This is a genomic window from Streptomyces sp. MnatMP-M17 (genome assembly GCF_900091995.1).
Taxonomy (GTDB): Bacteria; Actinomycetota; Actinomycetes; order Streptomycetales; family Streptomycetaceae; genus Streptomyces.
In genome coordinates, this window is record NZ_FMDK01000580.1 from 1 (window position 1) to 8469 (window position 8469).

At 70.4% G+C, this 8469-nt stretch carries 6 protein-coding genes; 3 read left to right on the plus strand and 3 right to left on the minus strand.

Annotated elements, in window-relative coordinates:
- On the minus strand, positions 1 to 1342 hold a 1342-nt coding region (locus GA0115259_RS24820), incomplete at its 3' end, for a sigma-70 family RNA polymerase sigma factor (RefSeq protein WP_237540478.1).
- A 353-nt stretch (positions 1343 to 1695) separates the two neighbouring features.
- The gene (locus GA0115259_RS24825; protein WP_093601139.1) at positions 1696 to 2445 is read right to left on the minus strand and encodes a TetR/AcrR family transcriptional regulator; all 750 of its coding nucleotides are present in this window, start codon (positions 2443 to 2445) and stop codon (positions 1696 to 1698) included.
- Positions 2446 to 2779: 334 nt separating this feature from the next.
- Between GA0115259_RS24825 and GA0115259_RS24830 the strand changes: the two genes are divergently transcribed.
- Positions 2780 to 4159 (plus strand): NAD(P)/FAD-dependent oxidoreductase, encoded by a 1380-nt coding sequence (locus tag GA0115259_RS24830; RefSeq protein ID WP_093601141.1) that lies wholly within the window; start codon positions 2780 to 2782, stop codon positions 4157 to 4159.
- 306 nt (positions 4160 to 4465) lie between these two features.
- The gene (locus tag GA0115259_RS24835; protein ID WP_093601143.1) at positions 4466 to 6088 is read left to right on the plus strand and encodes an ATP-binding SpoIIE family protein phosphatase; all 1623 of its coding nucleotides are present in this window, start codon (positions 4466 to 4468) and stop codon (positions 6086 to 6088) included.
- Between the two features lie 57 nt (positions 6089 to 6145).
- Here GA0115259_RS24835 and GA0115259_RS24840 read toward each other — a convergent pair whose 3' ends face one another.
- On the minus strand, positions 6146 to 7462 hold the full coding sequence (locus GA0115259_RS24840; protein ID WP_176732642.1) for an MFS transporter: 1317 nt from the start codon (positions 7460 to 7462) through the stop codon (positions 6146 to 6148).
- A 153-nt stretch (positions 7463 to 7615) separates the two neighbouring features.
- Between GA0115259_RS24840 and GA0115259_RS24845 the strand changes: the two genes are divergently transcribed.
- A complete protein-coding gene (locus GA0115259_RS24845) occupies positions 7616 to 8182 on the plus strand; it encodes a MarR family winged helix-turn-helix transcriptional regulator (protein WP_093601147.1) in 567 nt (188 codons plus the stop codon).
- The last annotated feature ends 287 nt before the right edge of the window (positions 8183 to 8469 follow it).

Below are 8469 nucleotides of genomic sequence, written 5' to 3' on the forward strand. Positions count from 1 at the left end.
CGGCACCTGCTCCCGCCGCTCCCACGGCGCCGCCCACCACAATCCCGGCGGCCTTGAGCGAATAGCCCGCCGCGAACCAGCCGATCACCGCGACCGGCAGCAGCGCCGGGATCGCGGAATTGACATGCGCCAGTTCACCGGCGGCGAGACGGCACTTGGCGCACTCCTCCAGATGCTTGCGCAGCCCGCGCTCCGCGCGCGTCCGCAGCCCGCCCCGGGCATACGCGCCGAGCCGGTCCGCGTACCGGGCGCAGTCGCCGCCCGAGGTGAGCGCGGCATTCACATGGGCCTGCAAATAGGCCTGCTTGAGTCCCTCGCGCGCCCGACTGGCCAGTACCGCCGTGGCGTTGGCGCTCAGCCCGAAGAGCGGCGCGACCTCGCTCGGCGACTCCTCCTCGACCGTGGTGTGCCAGAGCACCGCCTGCCAGCGCTCGGGCAGACTGCGGAAGGCCTGCATGGCCATGGACTGCTCGGCCTCGCGCATCGCCAGTACGTCCGCGCCCAGATCGAGGGTGTCCACGTCCGAGACCTCGGAGGAGCGGACGGCCTGCGCCGCGAACACCGCGAAGTCCTCGACCAGTTGCTCCCGCTTCGCGGACTTCGTCCAGGAGGCGGCCACCCGTCGTACGGTCGTCAGCAGATAGGCACGCACCGCCTGTTCCGGCCCGGCTCCGCCTCGGACCGCCTGCAAGGTACGGGCGAACACCTCGGCCGTCAGATCGTCGGCGGTGTGCGCGTCACGGCAGCACGTACGGGCATAACGGCGCACCGCGTGCGCGTGCCTGCGGAACAGCTCCTCGTACGCGCTGTCGTCGCCGTCCCGCATCCGCTGGATCAGATCGGCGTCCGACGGAGGCACCTCGGCCGTCTCCGGCTCGGCCACGGGCAGCTCGACGGTCTCTGCCGACTCCACGGTCTCCGCCGACTCGGACAGGGACGGAGACGACGACGGGGACGACGACAGGGACGCGCCGCCGAGGCGTTCGCGCTGCGGGGGCACACTGCTCTCCGCCTCGCCCGCCCCGGACCGTGAACCGGTCGAAGGATGCGGCATCGGAGGACCGGCATAACCCGCAGGCCTTCCCGAACCACCGGGCCCGCTCTGCTCGGGCACGCTCGGCGCACCCGTCGAACCAGCGAGACCGCCAGGAGCAGTGGGACCACCAGGACCACCGGCCGCGACCGGACCACCGGAGCCGACCCGGCCGCCCGGCACCACCGGACCCGGCACCTCCTTGGGCCCGCCCTGGCTCGGCACCTGCCGCTGAGCCGCTCCGTCGGGTTCCGTATCGCCGTCGGCACCACCGCCACCGAGCGGCTCGTCCCGTCCGTCACCGCTCATCGCGGAAGCCCCCGTACGCGCCCTCTGAACGCACCCTCTGACCCGAACACCGGGACAGAGTGCCACAGAGCACCGCGATGCCCTGCCCTTCGCGCCAGGCAACCACTCATCCGGGGACGTTTCCCCGAGTCCTGCATGAACGTTCACTCGTTCGGGGAAGCCTCAACGGCGTTTACCGCCAAGCCAGTTCGAAGACGGCCGATCCGACGCGACCGACTCGACCCGGCGCAACCCGACCCGGGCCGAGGACGACGGCCCGAGCCGGAACCGAGCCGGTGCGCAGCCGCCCGGCCCGCACCAAAGGCACGAACCGGACCACCGCCCACCGATCACGGTCCACGATCACAGCCCGCTCACACCGGCCGCGACCGCAGCCCTTCCAGCAGAATGTCCAGCAGCCGTGCCGAAGCCGCCGCCTGCTGCGCCGCGTCCGGCAGCGAAGGCGCCGCCGTGGCTATCACCAGCAGAACATCGGCCACGGACACATCGCCGCGCAGCTCACCCGCGGCCCGCGCCCGCTCCACCAGCTGCCCGACGACCTCCAGCAGCTCCATCGCGCCCGGATCGTCCAGCTCCTCCGGTGACAGCCGATGACCGATCACCCGCAGATCGGGTGCGCCGGCCTGCCGCTGCTGCGGCACCCGCACCTCGTCCTGCCCGCTCAGGCCCGCCGACACGTCCTCGACGTCCACGCCCACCCGCAGCACATGCGGCGGAAGCAGCCGTCCCGCGCCGGAGGCCACCGACGTACGCAGAAAGCGGGAGAGCGCCGACCAGGGTTCCTCCTCCTGGCCCAGCGCCGTACGCGCCTGGTCGGTCAGCCGGGAGGTCTCCTCCTCGGCTATCCGCCGCACCAGCACGTCCTTGCTCGGGAAGCGCCGGTACACCGTGCCGACGCCGACCCTGGCCCGTCGCGCCACATCCTCCATCGGAGCCCCGTAGCCCAGCTCGCCGAACACCTCGCGAGCCGCGCGCAGTACATGCTCCAGATTGCGCTGTGCGTCCACCCTTAACGGCGCCGAGCGGGCTGTCCCGCCCGTCCCCGCCCGTCCGTCGCCGTCCGTGACGACGGCGGTCTGCCAATGCGAATCCTGAATGTGCATAACCGTTCCCCCGGTAATGATGTCTCCCCCCGGAGACCCCCGCCTCGACAGCCGAGCGTGCGGACCCAGTCACGGACCGGACACGCCGACGAGGTACGAACATAGTTGAGCCCGGGTCAATTCAGAAGAGGGTAGTTCCGCACAGAGCGCCCCCCGATCGGAGCAAGGACCGGAAGATGCCTGATTCATCCGGCGTCCATCGGCCCCGGCGCCCACGCTGACCTGCGGCCCTCCGCCAATACCTGCGGTTTTGCCCGTCCGCGACCGCTGACGGCCTCCGGTCACACAATCTGTCGTGGCTGTGGACAAACACCGGGCCCCGTTGCGTCATGGGATGGTGAAGGCTGAGATCTCCCCGGGAACGACCCCCGCACCCACGCCCGGTGCGCGCATTCTGGTTGTCGGCGGCGGCTACGTCGGGATGTACACCGCGCTGCGCCTCCAGCGGAAGCTGAAGAACGGCGAGGCCGAGATCGTAGTGGTCTCTCCCGACCCTTATATGACTTATCAGCCGTTCCTGCCCGAAGCGGCAGCGGGAAACATCTCGCCACGCCATGTCGTGGTCCCGCTCCGCCGTGTGCTGGAGAAGTGCACGATCATCATCGGCGAGGCCACGGCCATCGACCACGCACAGCGCACGGCGACGCTCAAGACCCTCGCCTCGGAGGAGGAGGGCACCGGCACCGTCGAGATCACCTACGACGAACTGGTCCTCGCGCCCGGCTCCGTCTCCCGCACTCTCCCGGTCCCCGGCCTCGCCGAACACGGCATCGGCTTCAAGACCGTCGAGGAGGCCATCGGTCTGCGCAACCATGTCATCGAGCAGATGGACATCGCCTCCTCCACCCGCGATCCCGCCATCCGCGACGCCGCTCTCACCTTCGTCTTCGTGGGCGGCGGTTACGCGGGCGTCGAGGCGCTCGCCGAGCTGGAGGACATGGCCCGCTACGCCTCGCGGTACTACCACAACATCAAGGCCGACGATCTGAAGTGGATCCTCGTCGAGGCCACCGGCCGGATCCTGCCCGAAGTCGGCGCCGAGATGGGCGTCTACGCCGTACGCGAGCTGCGCGCCCGCAATATCGACGTACGGCTCGACACCCGCCTCGTCTCCTGCGAGGACCGGATCGCCGTGCTGAGCGACGGCGCCCGGTTCCCCACCCGTACCGTCGTCTGGACCGCCGGAGTCAAGCCCCATCCGATCCTCGCCGCCAGCGATCTGCCACTCGACGCGCGCGGCCGGCTCCGATGTACGGCGAAGCTCTCCGTGGACGGCGTCGAGCACGCCTGGTCGGCCGGTGACGCGGCGGCCGTACCCGATCTGACGGCCGACGAGCCGGGCAAGGAGTGCGCGCCCAACGCGCAGCACGCCCTGCGTCAGGCCGGAGTTCTCGCGGCGAACATTCTCGCTTCGCTGCGCGGCGAGCCTCTTCAGGACTACCGTCACGCGTACGCGGGTTCGGTTGCGTCCCTGGGCCTCCACAAGGGTGTGGCGCACGTCTACGGCCGTAAGCTCAAAGGCTTTCCGGCCTGGCTGATGCACCGCGTGTACCACCTCAGCCGTGTCCCCACCTTCAACAGGAAGGCCCGCGTCCTCGCGGAATGGACCCTATCCGGGCTCTTCAAGCGGGAGATCGTCTCGCTCGGCTCGCTGGAACACCCGCGCGCCGAGTTCGAACTCGCCGCGGGCGGCGAACGACCGAAGGACACGTGATGTCACCGACGTCACCGTCCGGAGGACGGTAAGGACGCAAGGACCGGTAAGGACCGTACGGAACGGAACGGCAGCGCCCGGCCGGCACCGGCCGGGCACGGCCGGCGTCAACGACCCGAGTACGACCCGAACACGGCCGACGCCCCTGTCAGTGCGCCCGGCCACACCGGACGTGTGACCATAGGTGGGTTCACATCTGCACAGAGTGATCCGGCCCGCTCGGCGCAACCGGCCCCGACGACCTGCCAGGCCAGACCAGCCCGGCCAAGACGAACAGTTACACGACACCATGAGGCCTGAGAATCCGTGAACTTCACGCGTTGGAGCGCCCGCCTCCCCGGTACGCAGCGCCGCGCCGCCGCGCGGACCGACCGCGGTTCCGTGCCCGCGGCCCGCGCCGAGTACGAACAGCGGCCCGACCCGGTGACGGACGTCCCCGCCCTCGAAGACCTCTCCGTCGGCGAGATCCTCGGCGGGCTGCCCGCGCTCGTCGCCCTGGTGTACGGCCCGGAGCACCGCGTCGCCTACGTGAACGACGCGTACGCGACGGCCTTCGGCCCGCGTGCACCCGGCACCACCGCGGCCGAGAGCTGCCCCGAACTCGCCGAGCTGGGACTGCTCCCGTTGCTGGACCAGGTGCTGCGCAGCGGCAAGCCGCGTACGGTCAAGTCCCGGAAGGTCCAGGTCGCGGGCGAGGGCTCGTACACCGTCACCTGCACGCCCGTCGACTGCCGGGGCACCGGCGGTGTGCTGGTCTTCGCCGCCGATGTCACCGCCCATGCCGAGGCGGCCGAGCGGCTGCGCACCAGCGAGCGCAGACACCGCAAGACCGCCGTCACTCTCCAGCGCTCGCTCCTCCCGCAGGAGTTGGAGCAGCCGGACGATCTGCGCGTCGCCGCCACCTACCAGCCGGGCGGCGAGGACGCCGCAGTCGGCGGCGACTGGTACGACGTGATCACGCTCGGCGCCGGGCGTACGGCCCTGGTCATCGGCGATGTCATGGGCCGCGGGGTCCGCGCGGCGGCCGTCATGGGCCAGCTCCGTACCGCCGTCCGCGCCTACGCCCGGCTCGATCTGCCGCCGCACGAGGTGCTCCAACTCCTCGACGGGCTCGCCTCCGAGATCGACGCCAGCCAGATCGCCACCTGTGTCTACGCCGTCCACGATCCGAACGAGGGCCGGCTCGTCTATGCCTCAGCCGGTCATCTGCCGATCCTGGTGCGCGCGGAGGACGGTACGGTCCAGCGGGCCGAGGATCCCACGGGCCCGCCGCTCGGCACCGGCGGCTGGCTCCACAGCTCGGGCACGATCCCGCTCGCGCCCGGCTCCACCGCCGTTCTCTACACGGACGGTCTGGTCGAGCGCCGGGGCGAGGACATCGACGAGGGCGTCGCTTCCCTGGAGCGCGCCCTGGCCGGCGCGCAGGGCTCGCCGCAGGTCGTCTGCGACCGGCTGATCCGCTCCCTGGGCGTCACCGCCGACCATGACGACGATGTCGCGGTGCTCGTCCTCCAGTACCCGTCCCGTACGGGCCCGGACGCGGAGCTGTTCCACAACGCGGCGCTCGATCTGCTCGGCGGCATCGAGGCGGCTCCGCGCGCCCGCGCCTTCGCCACGGGCGTGCTCGCCTCCTGGCGCTTCCCGGTCGAGCTGTGCGATCTGGGCGTGCTCGCCACCAGCGAACTGGTGGCGAACTCCCTCCAGCACGGCACTCCGCCCATGCGCCTCAGACTCCGTCGCACCGACCGCCGGCTGATCATCGAGGTGACGGACGGCGACGAGCATCTGCCGCGCCGGCGCAGAGCGGAACCGGCGGACGAGGCGGGCCGCGGTATCTCGATCATCGCGACGATCGCCTCGTCCTGGGGCTCACGCCGTACACCGGGCGGCGGAAAGGCCGTCTGGTGCGAATTCGCGCTGCCGCACTGACGCGTACGGGACCGGCGCGTACGGGATTGGTGTACGGGGCCGACGTACGGGAAGGGCTCAGCCGACCGAGGCCGGTGCCGGGGTGTGGGCTGGGGTGGGGGCCGACTCGGCGGTCTCCGGCCGGTGCCGGGCGACCAGACGCGAGGCCGACAGGAGCGACGGCTGATCCTGTACGGGCGTGAGCCGCCTGCCCAGTCGCAGCGCCAGCACGGTGATGCCCAGCGAGAACAGTACGAACGTCACGATGTACGGACCGTGCAGCGTGGCTCCCATCGGCCCGCCCACCGCAGGACCGACCGCCAGCGCGAGCTGCTTGACCAGGGCGAACGCCGAGTTGTACTGCCCGACCATCGACGCCGGTGCCAGATCGGCCACCAGCGGCGCCACGGTCGGCGACAGCATCGCCTCGCCGAGCCCGAACAGCGCGTACGTGGCGATGAACGCGGCCGTCGCCATCGTCCGGCTGCCATGACCGAGCCCGGCGAATCCCGCGACGAGCCAGGCGAACGTCCAGATCAGCCCGACCGCCGCGATCACCCGGCTGCGCCTGCGCCGCTCGACCAGCCGCAGAACGACGAACTGCGCGACGACGATCACCGCGGTGTTCGCGGCCAGCGCGATCCCGAGCGTCGAAGGATCGATCCCGGCGGCCTCGGTGCCGTATGCGGCGAGCCCCGACTCGAACTGCCCGTAGCACGCGAAGAACACCACGAACCCGAGCACACAGAGCTGGACCATGGCGCGATGCCCGAGCATCGTCCGCACTCCGCCGCCCTCAGCGTTCCCGCCGTCCTTGACCGCGCGTGGGACCGCGGTCGGCCGAGGCAGCCGGACCGTGGCGGCGATGGCCGCCAGTACGAGGAACATCGCGGCCTCGACAGAGAAGAGCAGCGTGAACGTGTCCGGCCGGCTCTCGTCGACGATCTGCCCGCCGATCAGCCCGCCGACCCCGAGCCCCAGGTTCGCCAGAAAGAACTGGGTGGCGAAGGCCCGGGTCCGCGTCGACGGAGTGGAGCACCACACGATCATCGTGGCCAGCGCAGGCTGCATGACGGCGGTCCCGGCGCCCAGCAGCGCGGCGGACAGGACGGCCGTCGTGACACTCCACGACAGCCCCATGGCGAGTGCGCCCATGGACGCCAGCACCGCGCCCGTCACCAGCACGGGCAGCGGCCCGCGCCGGTCGATGACCCGCCCGGTCAACGGCAGGACGACCAGCGCGGCCAGGGCGAAGACCGCCAGCACGGCACCGGCCGTACTCGCGCCCAGGTGCCGGACCTGGGCGACATACACATAGAGATACGGAACTGTGAACCCGAGCCCGAACGCACTCAGCGCGTTCCCTGCCTGGATCCGGCGCATCGCAGCGCCCATCGCCCTGGTCACACTCACCTGCCTCAGAGGTAGTACGGAAGAAGTACGGAGAACAAACACTCAAGCTCGAAGACTTCGAAGCTAAAGTTAGGACTTCAACAATACACAGCGAAGGACTTCAACGCCAACGGAGATACGTGGGATACTGCCCCGATGCCAGACACCCCCGAGAAGCCCGGCCCGCCGGGTCTCCAGGAACCGAGCCTCGACGAGCAGATCGCGGCCTATCAGCGCGAGTTCGACGACCTCGACCCACAGGTCGAACAGGTCGTCTCGGCGCTGGGCAGGCTCAATCGCCGGATGAACGTCTCGTACGGACGCCACCTCGCCGAGCTGGGCATCAGCAATGCCGAGTGGGAGGTCCTGAAGACCCTGGTGGTCTCGGGAGCCCCGTACCGTCTGGGCCCCGGCGAACTCGCCAAGCGCCTCGGACTCACTCCGGCCGCCATGACCCACCGCATCGACCGCATGGCCGGCGACGGCCTGGTCACGCGCGACCGCGACGAGAACAACCGGGTCCGGGTGATCGTGGAGCTGACGGACGAGGGCCGTACGAAGTGGCTGGAGGCGATGCGTATGGCCTCCCGGTTCGAGGAGGACCTGCTCCAGGACCTCTCGGGTGACGAGCGCCGGGGCCTCGGCGAGATGCTGATCCGCCTGCTGCGTCGAGTGGAACACGCCCAGCCGGACGCCGGAGGACGGCTGACGGACCTGGGCTAGGCCAGGTGCCCGGGGAGGGGTACGAGGTTCGTTTGACACACCCCAGGCCGATCCGTAAGGTTCTTCGAGTTGTCACGGGCCCGGAACGGATCCGCGACAATCACTTACGCCGCAGCAGCGGCACCCCAACTCAGCACCATCTCCCAGCCGGGATGTATTTCGGCATGCCGAATTCCATTTCGAAGGCTCGATTATGAGTCGCCCGGGAAATCCGCTAGAGTTCGGGACGTCGGAACGGCCGAAGGGCCGGGAAGGCAGCCCACTCCGACTGGGAATCAGGCCCGAAA